16 protein-coding genes are annotated in these 14,667 nt (G+C 59.4%); 8 read left to right on the forward strand and 8 right to left on the reverse strand.

Annotated elements, in window-relative coordinates; all coding sequences use genetic code 11:
- Window positions 1-29 precede the first annotated feature (29 nt).
- From RDA78_RS10780 to RDA78_RS10795, 4 genes are all read right to left on the reverse strand, one after another.
- Window positions 30-1,013, reverse strand: coding sequence for a type I glyceraldehyde-3-phosphate dehydrogenase (locus RDA78_RS10780; protein WP_434055312.1), 984 nt, complete (start codon window positions 1,011-1,013; stop codon window positions 30-32).
- A gap of 127 nt (window positions 1,014-1,140) precedes the next feature.
- Window positions 1,141-1,986, reverse strand: coding sequence for a bifunctional allantoicase/(S)-ureidoglycine aminohydrolase (locus RDA78_RS10785; protein WP_434055313.1), 846 nt, complete (start codon window positions 1,984-1,986; stop codon window positions 1,141-1,143).
- 148 nt (window positions 1,987-2,134) lie between these two features.
- The gene (locus tag RDA78_RS10790) at window positions 2,135-3,073 is read right to left on the reverse strand and encodes a LysR substrate-binding domain-containing protein (protein ID WP_434055314.1); all 939 of its coding nucleotides are present in this window, start codon (window positions 3,071-3,073) and stop codon (window positions 2,135-2,137) included.
- Between the two features lie 229 nt (window positions 3,074-3,302).
- The gene (locus tag RDA78_RS10795) at window positions 3,303-4,106 is read right to left on the reverse strand and encodes a creatininase family protein (RefSeq protein ID WP_434055315.1); all 804 of its coding nucleotides are present in this window, start codon (window positions 4,104-4,106) and stop codon (window positions 3,303-3,305) included.
- Window positions 4,107-4,275: 169 nt separating this feature from the next.
- On the opposite strand from RDA78_RS10795, the gene RDA78_RS10800 reads away from it, so the two are divergent.
- From RDA78_RS10800 to RDA78_RS10810, 3 genes are all read left to right on the forward strand, one after another.
- Window positions 4,276-5,226, forward strand: coding sequence for a putative metalloprotease CJM1_0395 family protein (locus RDA78_RS10800; RefSeq protein ID WP_434055316.1), 951 nt, complete (start codon window positions 4,276-4,278; stop codon window positions 5,224-5,226).
- A 109-nt stretch (window positions 5,227-5,335) separates the two neighbouring features.
- Window positions 5,336-6,478, forward strand: a complete 1,143-nt coding sequence (locus RDA78_RS10805) for an MFS transporter (protein WP_434055317.1) — start codon at window positions 5,336-5,338, stop codon at window positions 6,476-6,478.
- 153 nt (window positions 6,479-6,631) lie between these two features.
- Entirely contained in the window at window positions 6,632-7,171 is a 540-nt protein-coding gene (locus RDA78_RS10810) for a MarR family winged helix-turn-helix transcriptional regulator (RefSeq protein ID WP_434055318.1), read from the forward strand.
- A 70-nt stretch (window positions 7,172-7,241) separates the two neighbouring features.
- Here the strand turns inward: RDA78_RS10810 and chrA are convergent, their stop codons facing one another.
- On the reverse strand, window positions 7,242-8,588 hold the full coding sequence (gene chrA, locus RDA78_RS10815; RefSeq protein ID WP_434055319.1) for a chromate efflux transporter: 1,347 nt from the start codon (window positions 8,586-8,588) through the stop codon (window positions 7,242-7,244).
- Between the two features lie 167 nt (window positions 8,589-8,755).
- Between chrA and RDA78_RS10820 the strand changes: the two genes are divergently transcribed.
- The gene (locus tag RDA78_RS10820; protein ID WP_434055320.1) at window positions 8,756-8,983 is read left to right on the forward strand and encodes a hypothetical protein; all 228 of its coding nucleotides are present in this window, start codon (window positions 8,756-8,758) and stop codon (window positions 8,981-8,983) included.
- Between the two features lie 27 nt (window positions 8,984-9,010).
- Here the strand turns inward: RDA78_RS10820 and RDA78_RS10825 are convergent, their stop codons facing one another.
- On the reverse strand, window positions 9,011-9,886 hold the full coding sequence (locus tag RDA78_RS10825; protein ID WP_434055321.1) for a LysR family transcriptional regulator: 876 nt from the start codon (window positions 9,884-9,886) through the stop codon (window positions 9,011-9,013).
- Window positions 9,887-9,962: 76 nt separating this feature from the next.
- Here RDA78_RS10825 and RDA78_RS10830 point away from each other — a divergent pair, with 76 nt between their 5' ends.
- Together RDA78_RS10830 and tmpT are read left to right on the forward strand one after the other, a co-directional pair.
- Window positions 9,963-10,733 (forward strand): sulfite exporter TauE/SafE family protein, encoded by a 771-nt coding sequence (locus RDA78_RS10830; RefSeq protein WP_434055322.1) that lies wholly within the window; start codon window positions 9,963-9,965, stop codon window positions 10,731-10,733.
- Window positions 10,734-10,771: 38 nt separating this feature from the next.
- On the forward strand, window positions 10,772-11,416 hold the full coding sequence (tmpT, locus tag RDA78_RS10835; RefSeq protein WP_434055323.1) for a thiopurine S-methyltransferase: 645 nt from the start codon (window positions 10,772-10,774) through the stop codon (window positions 11,414-11,416).
- 38 nt (window positions 11,417-11,454) lie between these two features.
- Here tmpT and RDA78_RS10840 read toward each other — a convergent pair whose 3' ends face one another.
- A complete protein-coding gene (locus RDA78_RS10840) occupies window positions 11,455-12,432 on the reverse strand; it encodes a DUF808 domain-containing protein (protein ID WP_434055324.1) in 978 nt (325 codons plus the stop codon).
- A gap of 176 nt (window positions 12,433-12,608) precedes the next feature.
- On the reverse strand, window positions 12,609-13,064 hold the full coding sequence (locus tag RDA78_RS10845; protein ID WP_434055325.1) for a methylated-DNA--[protein]-cysteine S-methyltransferase: 456 nt from the start codon (window positions 13,062-13,064) through the stop codon (window positions 12,609-12,611).
- A 349-nt stretch (window positions 13,065-13,413) separates the two neighbouring features.
- Between RDA78_RS10845 and RDA78_RS10850 the strand changes: the two genes are divergently transcribed.
- Both RDA78_RS10850 and RDA78_RS10855 read left to right on the forward strand, forming a co-directional pair.
- Entirely contained in the window at window positions 13,414-14,058 is a 645-nt protein-coding gene (locus tag RDA78_RS10850) for a L,D-transpeptidase (protein ID WP_434055326.1), read from the forward strand.
- Between the two features lie 78 nt (window positions 14,059-14,136).
- Entirely contained in the window at window positions 14,137-14,634 is a 498-nt protein-coding gene (locus RDA78_RS10855; protein WP_434055327.1) for an OmpA family protein, read from the forward strand.
- Window positions 14,635-14,667: the final 33 nt, after the last annotated feature.

Raw genomic sequence — 14,667 nt, forward strand, 5'->3', positions numbered from 1 at the left:
GCGCGCAACCGGGTTGACGTCAAGGTGTTTCAGCGCTCGGACATGAGCCGCGCCATGTCGATCATCCGGCGCGAAAAACCCCATTCATTGTCGTACCAGCCGAAAATGCGGGCCTGCCGGTCACTGGCCGACAGGGTTTCGGGCAGTGCGATCACGAGCGATTCCGGCCGCGTGCGCATATCGGTCGACACGACGCGATCTCCGGTAAAGCCGATGACGGGACTGCCGGCAAAGATCTGCTGCAGCAGGTCGTTGACCGCATCGCTGACCGCTCTTTTCCAGGTAACGGTCAAATCGACGGCCGACACGCTGATGGTTGGCACCCTCACGGCTGCGCCTGTGATGCGCCCGTCTATCTGGGGCACGACCTTTCCGACAAGCTTCGTTGCACTCGTGGTGGTCGGGACCATCGAGACGCCGCCGGCGCGGCTCCGCTCCAACGGACCACGCGGTGCGTCCACCATCGGCTGGCTGCCTGTGTAGCAATGGATCGTGGTCATGTGTCCGGATTCAATGCCGATCGCATCATCCAGGCCGCGCAGCAACGGGGCGAGGGCGTTGGTCGTGCACGAGCCGTTGGAGATAATCCGATGCTCGCCGAGATCTTCTTCGTTGGCGCCCAGAACAAGCGTTCTCTCAGCGGCGCGCGAGGGGCCGGAGATCAGAATGTTTCTCGCCCCGGCCTCAAGCCCGCGGCGGGCGATCTCGTCCGTATCCGCCTTGCCGGTGCACTCCATCACCACGTCGACGCCCTCAAGGTCCCGTGTCGACAGGTCCGGTTCCTGCGTAAACGGAATTTCCAGATCGCCGACTGTCAGCGAGGCTTCACCGGCGTCGACAGGGCCCGGGTAGGGACCGAAGACGCTGTCGTACTTGAAAAGATAAGCGCAAGTTTCAAGCGGAGCGATATCGTTGATCGCAGCGACGGTAACGCCCAAACGGTCGGGCTGGGTCAGGATCTGACGCAAGACGGTCCGGCCGATCCGGCCGAACCCGTTGATGACAATCCGCATGATGACGACCTGTCTTGATGTTCTCCATAGCCGGGATGCCATCGGATATCCGGCATCCCGAAAGACTGCGTATCATGCTTTAAGCTATTGATCTCATTTATATTGTCCCTAGGGACAATTGCATTTGTCACCGGCCGGCATCAAAGCGGCCGGCGGGTCGGAGGGGCATGTGCCGGTTGACGTCCTTGTAAAGAAGATACCGGAAGAGGCCCGGTCCGCCCGCGTAGCAGGCCTGCGGGCAAAAGGCACGCAGCCACATGTAGTCGCCCGCTTCGACTTCGACCCAGTCCTGGTTGAGACGGTAGACGGCCTTGCCCTGAAGAACGTAGAGACCATGCTCCATAACATGGGTTTCGGCAAACGGGATGACGGCTCCGGGTTCGAAGGTAACGATGTTGACATGCATGTCGTGGCGAAGATCGGTGGGTTCCACGAAACGCGTGGTTGACCATTTGCCTTCGGTTCCGGGCATCGCCACGGGAGCGTTGTCGCTTTCATGGGTTACAAAAAACTCGGGCGCGTCGAGACCTTCAACAGGTTCGTAGGCCTTGCGGATCCAGTGAAAGCATACGTTTTCCGAGCTGTTGTTCCGGAATGTCCAGTCCGTCGCCGGTGGAAGGAAAACGTAGCTTCCAGCGCGAAGCTCGAATGCCTGGCCGTTCACGGTCAAGGCCGCTTCGCCTTCAACAACAAAGAGAACGCTCTCCGCGGCGCTGTCGGTTTCCGGTTTTTCTGAGCCACCGCCCGGGGCAACTTCCATGATGTATTGCGAGAAGGTTTCGGCAAAGCCGGACAGGGGCCGGGACAGCACCCAGAGCCTGGTTTCGTCCCAGAATGGAAGATAGCTGGTGACGATATCGCGCATCGTTCCCCTGGGAATGACGGCATAGGCATCTGTGAAAACGGCGCGGTCCGTCAGAAGGGTATCCTGTCCGGGGTGACCGCCTTTCGGCGCGAAGAGTGTTTCTGACACGGCTTGTTGGTCCCATTGATTGTGACCGTCAGACTATGCCGGTCCCGGAGCGCAAGCGCCAGACGGCTTGCACCATCAAAAGCTGATTGAATTTCAAGAAAATGATCAACACGCCATGCCGCCTCGATACCGCGCACAGATGGTGCGGTCAGTTGCTTTTCTTGACCATCGCAGTGCGCATCTTGGACATTTCGGCACTCAGGAAATCACAAAAATCCTTCGCCACGATCGATATCGGCCTGTGCGTCGGGGTGAGAATGGACAGGCCATTCTGGATACGGGGCCGGAACGGACGGAACACGATCATCGGCGGGCCCAGCCCGTTCCGCCCTTCCTCCTGGGCCTTGTAGGCTGTCAGCATGTCGCAAATGAGCGCGCACAGTCCCGTCTCCACGAACCGCAATCCGGGCAAGGCCGTCTGCAGCTCGAAACGCTGGTTGAAGCGAACGCCGGCATCGCGGAACCTGGCAAGCGTCTGCTTGTGGCTCCTGTGCTCGGAGTGAAGAAGCGCCAAGGGATACCCGTCGAGTTCTTCCGGAGTGATCACTTCTCTCGCCGCAAGGGGATCGGTCGCAGGGACAGCGCACATGCATTCAAGGTCGAAATCGATCTGATCGAAGGAATTCCGCGCCCGCGGTGTTTCGGAAAAGCCGATGTCGAATTGCTGCGCAGCGATGAGTTCCTCGATTTCAGACGACGACCGGCTTGCAAGCGCAACTTTCACGCTGGGCTTGTCGGCAACGAATTTCGAGAGGCTGTTGGGAAGAAAGTCTGCAACCGCTTCGGGTATGCCGGCGATCCGCAGCTGGCCATGTTCCTTGTTGGCGAGACCGCGCAGTGTCCGCTTGGAGGTCTCCAGCCGCTTCAGGATGGCTTCGGCTTCCTCGAGGAAAAATTCCGCCTCGGGCGTCGGTACGAGGCGACCCTGCTCGCGCATGAAAAGCTTGAGTTCAAGCTCGGTTTCGAGACCTGCGATTGTCGAGCTGACAGCGGGCTGCGTCCGGCCAAGCGTGCGGGCCGCTTCCGAAATGGAACCACTCCGCATGACCTCTCGAAAGGTCGCCAATTGCCGGATCGACAGGTTCATTGATGCTCGAAAAACGCCCCTTTGATGATCATCTGAATAATGTGTCGCCCAAGGCGAGAAGGTCAACTGTCGCCGCCAGGCACCTGCCAATTTGACATGTATAACCCCATTTGTTCAGGGCGTTTTTTCTGAAAAACTTAGTTCTGCGACTATTCAACTTTTAAGTGTTTTGAGGTTGTTGTGACTGTGCCGGCTTTGTCTTGGCGGATGCAGCAGGGCGGACGTAGGGTCAGGTTTCGCTGTTCCAGAGCCTTGCAAGGTCGAACGCATCGACGTCCTGCAGCAGCTCGACGAACCCAATTGCCGCATGATCAAGGGCCAGCCGTCCCTTTTCAGCGGTTGCCGCACGCGCGTTGCCGAGGGCGCCAAGAGGATTGAGATCCTGGACCTTCCAGCCGTACTGCGCCTTGCCGTGTCCGCGAAGGTGCTTGAACTCGTTCAGGTAGGACTGCTGTTGGGAGGTGAAGTCCTGCGCCCTCTCCATGCGCACCAGGTCCGGATGCAAATGCAGCATCAGGGACGTTTCAATGTCGCCGCCATGAATTCCGTAAGTGAATTCAGCCTCCGGGAACAGACCCTCCGGCTGGCCGAAGCGCAACCAGTTGGTCGCGGTGACGAACATGTCGTGTTTCACGCGCAATTCACGGGCAACGATATCCATGATCGGCACGTTGCCGCCGTGCGAGTTGATCAGGACCAGTTTGCGTACACCCGCCCGGGCGACGCTTTCGCCAATTTCCATCCAGCATTTCGTCACTGTTTCCCAGGAGAGTGTCAGCGTCCCCGGCGACGAAATGTGCTCGTCCGACTTGCCGATGGTCTGGACCGGAAGGAAGGTGGCCGGCAGGTTGTCAGGCAAGAGTTCGAGGACGCGCCTTATTTGCCCTTCTGCGATCGCCGTGTCGGTGACAAGCGGCAGGTGCGGGCCATGCTGTTCAATCGCGGCAATCGGCAGGACCGCGATCCATGTGTCGCGGGAAGGCGTGTTGAAGTCCTCCGTTGTCATGTGGTGCCAGTGGCGCGGGGGTTGCATGTAGATGTCCTGCCTTTGGTGTGTCTGATGTCTCATTTGCACAGCGCGCCGCGCCAGGCAAGTGCGGGCCGAAAGGGACAACAATCCGTTAAGCGTTCACGAACAAATGATCGAGGTAACTTAACCCCCGTTTAGAATTTGCTGACTCCTCTTTGCGAACATCGTGCCCATGATCGGCGCCTTGTTGTCCAACACGCCGGCGAACCTTTTGAGAGGCAATGGTGTCGCAGGCGAACTTGAGCCTGGTCTGGGGACAGGTGTTTCCGGCCGGGAACGGGAAAATGTGCGCGACAGCCTGGCGAGTGCTTCCGTCCAATCCGCCCGGCGCAATTCCGGACCGATCCTTTCGTCGCAGGCGGTTCTTGCCTTGCAAAGCACAGAGCAGACCGACGGCCAAAATCGTGGAGCCACATCGTCCGAAGCGGAAGCTGACGAAGACGCGGCAAACAGTTCTACCGGTCAACAGACTGCGGCGGGTGGTACCGGCACCGCCGCTTCAGCGCAAGGTGGTGCAAATCCTGCGCAGGGTCAGGGCGGAACCGGTGAGAAAGATGATCCGGACGGAGACGGGCTGAACGAGGCCGAAGAAAAGCAGGTTCAGGAACTTGCCCAGCGGGACCGCGAGGTGCGGGCGCATGAACAGGCGCACGCCCGCGTCGGCGGACCCTATGCCGGGGCGCCGAGCTACACCTTCCAGCAGGGACCGGACGGAAAGCGCTATGCGATCGGCGGTGAGGTGCAGATCGATACCGGCAAGGAAAAGACACCCCAGGAGACGATCCGCAAGATGCAGATCGTGATCCGTGCAGCCCTTGCCCCTGCAGAGCCGTCATCACAGGACCTTAAAGTAGCGCAGCTGGCACGGTCCCAATTGTCAGAAGCGCAGGCGGAAGCCCGCCAGGCGAAAGCGGAAGAACTCCAGGGCACTGACGGAGGCGGCGAGACAGCACGTGCGAGCGGTTCAGAAGCAAACTCAGGTGGTGATGGTGCGCCCTCCAACAGATCCGGCAACGATCCGTCAAGTGCGGATGCGCGTGGCCGTGAAGCTGCCTCGGCCTATCAGTCCGCGCTTCAAAGAGCGAGTGACGCCGAGGCTCTGCTGGCGTCCCTCGTGGCCTGAGCCGTCCTCCCGCTTCGATTTGCGTTGAAAGGTCTGTCGGGAAAGGATAGAGCCGACAGACGGCACTTTCTTTTCGAGACATTTCAGGTCCCGGGTATCAGGTCACATCATGCAGGCGGTCGCAGCGCGCCGGGTTGTCTCGGCGGTCTTTTTCATGTGTGGAACCTTCATCGGTCTTTGGGCGTCCCGTATTCCCGATATCAAGGCGGCGACGGGCTTGAGCGAGGGCTGGTTCGGTGTGCTCCTGCTGGTCCTGGCGCTTGGGGCATTTGCCGCGTTTCCGATCGCAGGTGCGTTCATCGACAAGAAGGGACCCGCGGCCGTCACCAAGGTTTCGGCTGTTGCAACGGTTGTCACCTTCACGCTTGTCGGCGTCTCACCTTCCGTCACGTTGCTGGCGTTGGCCCTCTTCCTGGCAGGTTTTGCCTTTGGTTCTCTTGACGTGTCGATGAACGGGTGGGGCGCGGAAGTCGAGACGGTGCTCGGCAGGCCTGTGATGTCGTCATTTCATGGCCTGTTCAGTCTGGGAGCGGGCGCCGCCGCGGCGGCAGGAGGACTTGCCATCCAGCTGGAGTTGAGCGTTGCCCAGCACTTTTGTTTTTGGGCGGTGCTTTCGATCCCCATTCTTTTCTGGGGCCTGCGTCAAGGCTGGCCGCAGCAGCCCGGTCCGGCGGAAGAGCGGGGCAAAGCACCGCTGTTTGCAATCCCGAGGGGCGCGCTGCTCCTTGCGGGGCTGATTGCATTGATCGCCGCGCTGGGCGAGGCGGCGGTGACCGACTGGGCTGCGCTCTACCAGATCACCGATCTCGGGTATTCGGAAGCAATTGCGCCCACGGCATTCACCGTCTTCTCGATCGCGATGGTGATCATGAGACTTGCCGGGGACCGGGTCATTGCGCGCTACGGCCCCGTGCCGGTCGCACGTGTCAGCGGCTTTGTCGCTTTCATCGGCGGTCTCCTGCTGGTGTCCGGATGGAACATCGGAGTCGTCTGGGCGGGATGTTTCATCATGGGGATCGGCTACGCGGTGCTGTTTCCGCTTGCCATGTCACGTGCGGCGGCCGACAGGCAGATCTCGAAGGGACAGGCACTGGCCTCGGTTGCAACGCTCGGATACGGCGCGTTTCTGTTCGGTCCGCCGATCCTCGGGTTCATCGGACAGATCTTTTCCCTCGGCGCTTCTTTCGCCGTCGTGGCCGTTCTGACACTCGCGATCCCGTTCCTGGCCGGATCCTTGATAGCGGATGCCTGATTTGTTTAGCCGGCGAGAGAACATCTGTTGTGGCGGCTTTGAAAAAAATTTCTCCATCTTGATAATGTCATTCGACGGTTAAATTCTCCGGCTAGGTTTCTGCCGCGTTGCAGCGTCGATTGATTCGGGCTGATCTTGGAATGGGGACAGGCAATGGCCTTCAACTACAAAAAGAGCATCACGTTTCGGCTGGTCCAGGCGGCAAAAGCCCAAAGAGCCAGATCCGGAGCACATCTCATGCGTATCGGACTGCACCCGGGACAGGAGCTTGTCCTGAAAGTCCTGGCTGACGCCGACGGACGCACCATGAGCCAGCTGGCACTGGCACTGGGCGTTCAGCCGCCGACCGTTACCAAGATGGTGACCCGCCTGTCCGCGCAAGGTTATGTGCGCAGGCAAGTGTCCGATACAGACGGCCGCCTGGCGCGGGTCTTTCTGACGGACGAAGGCCGGGAACTGGTCGCCTCGGTCGACAAGGCCTGGAAACGCCTTGAACGGGAAGCGATGTCGGGTCTGGATGACAAGGACCGGAAGAAGTTGCGGAAACTGCTTCGCCAGGTGGAAAAGAATCTTTCGATCGCCGTCGACGATGATCCTGAGCACGAGAACGACTTCGACACGGATGGCGAGGAAACGCCGGAGGCCGAAAAGAAGGCGGGTTCCGGCAAGGGTAAGGCGCTGACCGCCGCCTGAGTTCGGGCGCCTGATCTTCAGAAAGCGGCTCCGCACCGGCGATGCCATGATGGTTCTGGTGAAAGCCCCGTCAGGCAAAAACCAGTCTTGCCAGAAGGCCCATCATCGCGGTGACGGCCAGAACCGTGGCAATGCCCCTCTTCAGAAGAAAGACGAGACACGCAGCGATCAGGGCAATTCCTGCAAGGACCGGGTCGAGAGAGCCGGGGTCAGGCCAGGTCATTTCGAAAGGGCCGACTACCCGGGTTCCGGTTTCAGAAAACAGGACGTTCAAGGCGAACCAGACCGCAAGATTCAGGATCGTGCCCGCGACCGCTGCCGTGATCGCCGACAATGCCCGTGCAAGCTTTCTGTTACCGCGCAGTTTTTCCATCCAGGGCGCCCCTGCAAGCACGAACAGAAAACTCGGCGCGAACGTGACCCATGTGGTCATCGCGGCAGCCAGCAGGGCGCCCGCGAGAGGTGAAAAGGGAGCAGGGTCGCGCCAGCCGCCGAGAAAACCGACAAATTGCGTGACCAGAATGAGCGGGCCGGGCGTCGTTTCGGCGAGGCCGAGGCCGTCGAGCATTTCGCCTGCCGTGATCCAGGATTTCGTCTCTACGGCAACCTGCGCCATGTAGCTCAAGAGCGCGTAGGCACCTCCGAAACTGACCACCGCGAGCAGCGAGAAAAATTCCGCGATCTCCAGGAAAACATTTCCCGGGGCAAGAAACATCATCGCGGCAATTGGTGGCACAATCCAGATCAGCACCCCGACCAGGACCGTTCTTGCCGTCTTGAGAAGCGTCGTCGTGGCGACGCCAGGATCGCTTTCAGGCGGCTCATCGGTTTCGCGGCCAAGCAGAAGACCAATGGCCGCGGCGCCGAGGATTACGAAAGGGAAGGGAATGGCGGCGAAGAACAGCGCGCAGAAGGATGCGGCGCAGAGGAACCAGGACAGACGGGTCTTCAATGCCTTTTTTCCGATCTTCATCAGGGCCTGAAGGACGATGGCAAGCACACCTGCCTTGATCCCGTAGAACAGCGCCGAAATGAACGAAATCTCGCCAAATGCTGCGTAAATGTAGCTGACAATCGCCATTGCGATGGCACCGGGAAGAATGAACAGCACTCCGGAGATCAGGCCCCCGAGCATGCGTCCGCTCAGCCAGCCGCAATAGGTCGCGAGCTGCTGCGCCTCAGGTCCGGGCAACAGCATGCAGTAGTTGAGTGCATGCAGAAAGCGTTCCTCGGAGAGCCATTTACGGTTCTCGACGAATTCCTGGTGCATGACGGAAATCTGCGCCGCCGGGCCGCCGAACGAGAGCAGGCCGACCTTGAGCGAAACCGAAGTGATTTCCGAAAGTGTCGGACCCGCACCCGCAGTCAGAGCGCTGGTGTTGCCAGTGGAAGAGTCGGAGGAGGGGTTCGTGCGCATTCTGCAATCAACTTGGTCAGGGCTTCCAGTTCCTACGAGGTCTGTGTGACAGCCGCAAGTACACCGCTGTTCACCGGGAGATTACAAAACGCTCATTTGCAATGATCCGGCCTTCAACCCATTTCAATGGTCAAGCAGAATTGGTCTTTGAAGAGATCGGAGTAACCATGACCTATCAGACGATCAACGAGGAAAGGGGGGCCCGGAAGGCGGCGGATTTGCGTCGCCGTTTTCAAAAGGCCTCGGGACGTTCAGGCCGTATGTCCGGGTTCGGGCCCGTGAAATTTGATGCTTTGAAAAGCGGTTTCGGTTCGCGCCGGGAGTATTTCAACGCGTTCTTGATCTGGATCACGATGGCCGCCGTGATCGTCTTCTTCGGGTTCATGCTGTTCTGAACCGCATGAATTGGTGGAGGGGTGCCGTCAGGCTCCTCCGCCGCCTTGAACGAGACCCTGCCTGAGCGCGGTGGCAATTGCCCCGGTGATCTCGGGCGGAGCGTCTGGTGACACCATCAGGGACTGGGTCATTGCGGGCAGTTGCGGGAGATCCCGCTCAGGTCGTGCAACACGCATTCCCGATTGAACCGCGCGCGCAGGCAACACACCGATTGCGAGCCCCGCGCGGATGGCACAGCGCAGGTTTGAAAAGCTCTCGCTCTTGAACTTGACGTTGAAGGCACGCTCCTGCTTCGACAGGAGAGCAACAGGCAATCTGCTCCACCAACAGCCCCTGTCGAGAACCGCGAGCGGAACCGGTTCCCCCGGATCGTGGTCGAAGGTGTCACTCTCCACCCAGAGATTTGCCTCTATCTCGAGAAGCTCGCTTGCACCCGGCTCTGGTGTGGCGACGACGGCAACATCAAGCTGGCCGCCCTCAATCGCGGCGGGAAAGCCGGCGGAACAGCCCGACTGCACGAATATGTCCAGAAGCGGGTAGGATCGGCCGAAGTCCGAAAGAACGGTTTCAAAGATCATGTCGTCATAGTGGTCGGGGATGCCGACGCGCACCTTGCCCCGCAATGGGTGTTCGAACAACGACTGGGCGCGGAAAAGATCAGCCAGAACACTTTGCGCGATCGGCAGGAGCTTCTCGCCGTCCGGTGTCAGTTTCATGCCCTTGGGACGACGCTCGAAGAGTTTTGCGTTCAGCCCGGTTTCAAGTTTCTTGAGCTGTACGCTCAAGGCCGACTGCGTCCGGTTCAATCGTTCGGACGCAAGTGTCAGATGCCCTTGCTCGGCAATCGTCACGAAAGCGCGCAAGAGGTCGCTGTTCAAGGAAAGCTGTTCGATTTTTTTCATAGTTAGCTTTAATTCAATTCATTTTATTTATGAAAATAGCTCGCCTAGCCTTGCTGTCAATTGATGAGGCTGGGACATGGATTTCACGGATCTTGCAATATTGCTAGGCGTCGGACTTGTCGGGGGTGCGTGGAACGCGATTGCGGGTGGTGCCACCTTGTTCACGTTTCCGGCGCTCATGGTCCCCGGACTGCCGCCGGTGGTTGCCAACGCCACGAACTTTCTCGGGCTGCTTCCTTCCAATGCGGCCGCTCTGATGGCCTACAGAGAAGAGCTTCGCAACGGTGGCGCCTTGCTCGTCAAACTGAGCATTGTCTCGGGCGCGGGTGCGGCGACCGGCTCGGTCTTGTTGCTTGTCTCCGACCCGCAGACCTTTCTCTTCCTGGTTCCGTTCCTGCTTCTGGCAGCGACCTTGCTGTTCGCGCTCGGAGAGCCGATGCGCCGGGCATTTGTCCGACTGGCGGGAGAATCACAGACTTCCATTGCCGTATATGGCGTGCTTTTTCTGGTTTCGATCTATGGCGGCTATTTTGGTGCCGGTCTCGGGATCATCCTGCTTGCCATTGCGCAGATCATCGGGCATTCGGACTTCCACGCAGCCAACAGCATGAAAAACCTGCTCGCGACGAACTTTACGATTATCAGTATCGTCATTTTCGGGATTGGCGGACTGATCGACTGGACCGCGGCAATCACGATGATGGCGGGCAGCACCGTTGGCGGGTATGCCGGAGGACAATGGGCGCGGTCCGTGAACCAGCGCTTTCTGCGCATCCTGGTCGTCGGTTTCGGCGGACTGCTGTCGCTTGTCTATTTCTGGCGTATCTTCGGCGCTCATGTATTTTGACAAGCCTCCGCTGAAAGGTGAATCGAACGGGTGGACAGATGGAACCGACTTTCTGGGAAAGCCGCTGGCGCGAGGGCAAGACCGCGTTTCACGAAGGCGACGTCAATCTGCATCTGGAGCGGCATTTTCCTGTCCTGAAACTCGCGCGGGGCGCACATGTGTTTCTGCCACTCTGCGGCAAGACCGTGGATATCGACTGGCTGCTCGCGCAGGGCTGCCGCGTCAGCGGGAGCGAGCTGAATGCAGGAGCAATCGAAGCCGTGTTCGAGCGGCTGGGGATCACTCCGAACATAGAGCAGGTGCGCGGTCTTCGCCGATACTCCGGTCCGGGGCTGGCCCTGTGGCAGGGCGATTTTTTCGAGCTCCGTACCCTAGACCTTGGTCCGGCCGATGCTGTCTATGATCGCGCGGCGTTGGTCGCAATGCCGCCCAGCATGCGTGCCGGCTACGCCGAACACCTGCGCCGGCTGTGCGGTGGCCTGCCGCAACTGCTCGTCACCTATGACTATGACCAGACGCACATGGAAGGGCCCCCGTTTGCCGTTCCCGAAACCGATATTCGTGCGCTCTACGATGACGACTTCGAGATCAACCCGCTATCGAGCGTCGACATATACGGGTCGTTGGCAGACCGGTGTTCCGGTCAGGAACAATCCTGGTTTCTGCGGCCCGCAATCGGTTGACCGGCTGATACAAACGGTTTTCCGGTTTGGCCCTGCAATCAGTGTTCGCCGGCTTCTTCCGGCTTTTTCCGGACGGCGTTCCATACCGGCAGGATGATCCTGGCGACGATCGGGATCAGGATCAGCCCGAGGATCAGGCCCAGAATTCCGTCGAGGGTGGCGGTCATCGCCCAGGCGACGAAGCCCTCGAACTGACCAACCGAGTGGGCGACTGCATGAGCGATGTCATGGATCGTGTTGTGGATGCCCTTGACCCCAAGCTCTTTCAGGCCGTGGATGACGATGGAGCCGCCGACCCAAAGCATCGCGGCAGTGCCGACGACCATCAGGACTTTCAGGAAGCCGGGCATCGCCTTGACGATGCCCCGGCCCATCGCACGCACGAGCGACAGCCGTCCCTTGTTGGACATCATCAGGCCGACATCGTCGGCCTTGACGATCAGCGCAACGGATCCATAGACCATCACCGTTATGCCGATGGCGACAACCGCAAGCGTCGCGGCCTCCATCCAGATATTGCTTTCCGGAATTTCCGACAGGGCGATCGTCATGATTTCGGCGGACAGAATGAAGTCGGTCTTGATCGCGCCGGATACTTTCTGTTCCTCAAGGTGGACCGCATCAACGGCTTCCTCCAGAGGAAGGTCCGCGTGGCTTTCCTTGTGCGAGAAAAGGTGATGGATCTTCTCCGCCCCCTCGAAACACAGATAAGCTCCGCCAAGCATGAGCAGGGGCGTGATCGTCCAGGGGGCAAACTCGTTCAGCGCTAGACCGACCGGCAGGAGGAAGAGCAGTTTGTTCTTGAGCGAACCCTTGGCAATGCGCCAGACAATCGGCAATTCGCGTGCGGGTTTGAAACCGGTCACGTATTTCGGTGTTACCGCAGCGTCGTCGATCACTGCGCCTGCGGCCTTGGAACCTGCCTTGGCGGCCTGCCCGATCACGTCATCGAGCGAGGCGGCTGCAACTTTCGCAATGGCCGCGACATCATCGAGTAAGGCAAGTAGTCCGCTCATGGCTGCTCCCGGGCCGGTATGATCTGCTCGACGCGACGATAGTCTGACTGCGCGACAGCAACAATGCGTTTCAGGGCGGCTGCGTCCCGCCGGAAATTCAATCGCGGTATAGTCTCAGGCATTGAAAATATTCTCAACACGGTCGCGAAAAACGTCCACAAGGTGCGCGTTTGCCCTCAGACCAGAAAAGGATATCCGCCCTCAAGCTTCAACAACGCGATCTTGGTGTCGAGCCCGCCCGCGCCGGAGTAACCGCCGAGACCGTTGGCGGACAATATGGGGTGACAGGGAATGATGATCGGGATCGGATTGGCGCCGCAGGCCTGACCGACCGGCTGACCATAGGTTCCGAGTTCCTTTGCAACATCGCCATAGGTGCGGGTGCGTCCATAGGGGATGGCAAGCATCGCCTGGAAAACGGTCTGGTGCAGGTCACCGCCTTTCGGAGCCAGCGGCAGGTCGAATGTCTCAAGTTTTCCGTCCAGATAGGCGTTCACCTGCGCTGCCGCCTCGCGAAGCAGTGGCGTTTCATCCTGGCCCGCGGGGCCGTTCCAGTGCACCTCGGTAATGGCCTCCTGGCTTTCGCAGATGGACATTCTTCCAAGCCAGGTCTCAATTTCCGTTACCGGCATCCCGTTTCCCGCTTCACCCAATTTTGTCGGCCTCACGTTCTCACAAAACGCGTGCCGAAAGCGACAGGCTTTTGGACGAATATTCACACTCCCGGTTTGTAAGTTACAGAACAGCACTGTCGCCGGAACGATGATTGTTGCCGGCTCCCGGCTCTACAGTCTATGTCAGGAGAGCGTACGCGGTATCTGAACGGGGTCGTCATAATTGCCGATAGGTGTGTTTCGCCGTCCCCGTGGATGCGGACAATGTTTGCTAGGCGGTTGACGGGTCGCGTGAGTTTCCGTCTTAATGGCCACTGGCGTGGACCCCGGGTGACAACTGGTCACCAACCTGTTTAGGAGGAATGGGATGGCAATGGATCGCCGAACTTTTCTAGGAGGTGCCGCAGCTGTTGCGGGAACCTTCGCACTGCCGCAGCTGGCGCAGGCCAACGCTGCCGCCAATGCTTATTTCAACGGTTATGAGCAGGACAACGGCTTTCAGTACCGCCGGACGAACCTTAACCGGATCGACCCGGTCTGGCGCCGCCAGATGGTCAAGTATTTCAGCGACGAACCTCCGGGAACGGTCGTGGTCGATACCCAGAACCACTTTCTCTACTGGGTCTGGGAAAACAACACGGCACTGAGATACGGCGTGGGCGTCGGGCGCGAAGGCTTTAAATGGTACGGCCGCGCGCGGATCGACCGCAAGGCGCTCTGGCCGCGCTGGGTGCCGCCGCCCGAAATGCTCAAGCGTCAGCCGGAATTGCCGCGCAGAGTGGAGGGCGGTGCGCCGAACAATCCGCTCGGTCCGCGGGCGCTCTATCTCTACAACAACGGCAGCGACACCGGCTACCGGCTGCACGGTACCCTGGAACCGTGGAGTATCGGGCATGACGTCTCCAGTGGTTGCATCCGCATGCTGCCGGAAGACATCATCGATCTTTACCAGAGATGTCCGAAAGGCACGGGTGTGCTGGTTCTGGAACATCTTGGTGCAAGTGCCGGCTAACGCCGGCACGTTTGGGGAATAGGTTAGTCTTGGGGGGCGTTCTTGTTTAATTGGTTTGGCCAATGGGGCCGGAGTTTCATGATCATTGTTTTTTGCGGAGCGGGGCTTGCCGCCTGTAATTCCGCAGGGGGCATTTCGTCGCCGAACGTCACGAATGCACCGGCAGCCGGGTTCGGTCAGATCTCCACCGGTTCCGAAGAAGAATTCATCATCAATGTCGGACGCCGTGTCTATTTCGACAGGGGTTCTGCGGTCGTGACCGAAGAAGCCAAGATGACAATCAAGAACCAGGCCGACTGGTTGAAACAAAACAACAAGTGGCTGGTGAAAGTGCAGGGGCACGCCGATGATCCGGGCAGCGAGGCGGCCCAGAAAACGCTGTCCGCCCAGAGAGCCGATGCCGTCATGGCGGAATTGGTCAGTCTTGGCGTGAGCCCGAAACGTGTGTGGTCCAAGGGCTATGGTGTCGAGCGGCCGGTGACGGACTGCTCCTCGATCGAGTGTCAGTCTCAAAACAGGCGCGTTGTCGTGAACCTGAGAGAAGAGTTTGACGAATCGGCGCCGCAGGCACGTTGACGCGACGCACTTGCAGGACGTCCTTCCTATTTT

Source organism: Roseibium sp. (assembly GCF_051016195.1).
Taxonomy (GTDB): domain Bacteria; phylum Pseudomonadota; class Alphaproteobacteria; order Rhizobiales; family Stappiaceae; genus Roseibium.

Coding starts and splice junctions, on each gene's coding strand:
- RDA78_RS10780 (WP_434055312.1), bottom strand. CDS start 1,013: ATGCGGATTGTCATCAACGGGTTCGGCCGGATCGGCCGGACCGTCTTG.
- RDA78_RS10790 (WP_434055314.1), bottom strand. CDS start 3,073: ATGAACCTGTCGATCCGGCAATTGGCGACCTTTCGAGAGGTCATGCGG.
- RDA78_RS10795 (WP_434055315.1), bottom strand. CDS start 4,106: ATGCAACCCCCGCGCCACTGGCACCACATGACAACGGAGGACTTCAAC.
- RDA78_RS10800 (WP_434055316.1), top strand. CDS start 4,276: ATGATCGGCGCCTTGTTGTCCAACACGCCGGCGAACCTTTTGAGAGGC.
- RDA78_RS10805 (WP_434055317.1), top strand. CDS start 5,336: ATGCAGGCGGTCGCAGCGCGCCGGGTTGTCTCGGCGGTCTTTTTCATG.
- RDA78_RS10810 (WP_434055318.1), top strand. CDS start 6,632: ATGGCCTTCAACTACAAAAAGAGCATCACGTTTCGGCTGGTCCAGGCG.
- chrA (WP_434055319.1), bottom strand. CDS start 8,588: ATGCGCACGAACCCCTCCTCCGACTCTTCCACTGGCAACACCAGCGCT.
- RDA78_RS10820 (WP_434055320.1), top strand. CDS start 8,756: ATGACCTATCAGACGATCAACGAGGAAAGGGGGGCCCGGAAGGCGGCG.
- RDA78_RS10825 (WP_434055321.1), bottom strand. CDS start 9,886: ATGAAAAAAATCGAACAGCTTTCCTTGAACAGCGACCTCTTGCGCGCT.
- RDA78_RS10830 (WP_434055322.1), top strand. CDS start 9,963: ATGGATTTCACGGATCTTGCAATATTGCTAGGCGTCGGACTTGTCGGG.
- tmpT (WP_434055323.1), top strand. CDS start 10,772: ATGGAACCGACTTTCTGGGAAAGCCGCTGGCGCGAGGGCAAGACCGCG.
- RDA78_RS10840 (WP_434055324.1), bottom strand. CDS start 12,432: ATGAGCGGACTACTTGCCTTACTCGATGATGTCGCGGCCATTGCGAAA.
- RDA78_RS10845 (WP_434055325.1), bottom strand. CDS start 13,064: ATGCCGGTAACGGAAATTGAGACCTGGCTTGGAAGAATGTCCATCTGC.
- RDA78_RS10850 (WP_434055326.1), top strand. CDS start 13,414: ATGGCAATGGATCGCCGAACTTTTCTAGGAGGTGCCGCAGCTGTTGCG.
- RDA78_RS10855 (WP_434055327.1), top strand. CDS start 14,137: ATGATCATTGTTTTTTGCGGAGCGGGGCTTGCCGCCTGTAATTCCGCA.